This window comes from Streptomyces katrae (assembly GCF_000966975.1).
GTDB lineage: Bacteria > Actinomycetota > Actinomycetes > Streptomycetales > Streptomycetaceae > Streptomyces > Streptomyces katrae.
The window spans coordinates 1-996 of the sequence record NZ_JZWV01001211.1 but is presented as its reverse complement, the minus strand read 5'-3'; the positions used below and the strand labels follow the sequence as shown (position 1 = coordinate 996).

The 996-nt window shown below is 77.8% G+C and carries 1 protein-coding gene; it reads left to right on the top strand.

What is annotated here, in order from left to right:
• Window positions 1-996, top strand: a 996-nt coding sequence (locus VR44_RS35080; protein ID WP_045951695.1) for an acyltransferase domain-containing protein, incomplete at both ends; no start/stop codon positions are given.

Here is a 996-nt window from a genome sequence, read left to right as displayed (position 1 = left end):
ACCTCCTCCAGGAGCGGCTCGCACCCCACGCGGACCGGCTGGTCATCGCCGCCCACAACGGCCCCGGGTCCCACGTCGTGTCCGGCGACGGCGAGGCCGTCCGCGCGCTGCGTGCGGAACTGGAGGACGAGGGCGTCCGCTGCGGCGGCGTACGCCTCGGCGCCGCAGCCCACTCCGCGCACGTCGACGCCGTCCGCGACCGGATCCTCTCCGCCCTCACCGGCCTCGCCCCCCGCGCCGCCCACACCCCGCTGTACTCCTCCGCCACGGGCGGCATCGTCGACGGCCGCACCCTGGACGGCGCCTTCTGGTCCGAGGCCCTGCGCCGCCCGGTCCGCTTCGAGCAGACCACGCACGCCCTGCTGGCCGACGGCCACGAGGCCCTCGTGGAGATCAGCCCGCACCCGATGCTGACCGCCGCCATGCAGGAGACCGCCGCGGCCGCCGGACGCCACGCCGTCACCATCGCCACCCTGCGCCGGGGCCAGGGCGGTCTCCGCCGCCTGCGCACCGCCCTCGCCGAGGCCTGCGTCCAGGGCGTCGACGTCGACTGGGCGCCCGCCTTCCCCGCCGCCGGCACCGCCGGCCGCGTCCAGCTGCCCACGTACCCCTTCCAGCGGTCCTCCGCCGACGGGCCGGCGGCCACGACCCGGCTCGCCCTGCTGCCCGAGGCCGAACGCGAGCACACCGCCGCCGCGCTGGTCCGCTCCCTCACCGCCGCCCTGCTGGGGCTGCCCGGCCCGGACGCGGTCACTCCCGGACAGGCCTTCCGCGACCTCGGGATGGACTCCGTCACCGCCGTCGAACTCCGGGGCCGCCTGAACGGCGCGACCGGACTGCGCCTGCCGCCCACCGTCGTCTTCGACCACCCCACCCCGGCCGCCCTGACCGCCCGGATCCTCGCCGAAGCCCTCGGCACCCACGAGGACCCGGCCGGCGCGGACACCACCGCCGCCGCCTGGGACGAACCCGTCGCCATCGTCGCCATGAGCTGCC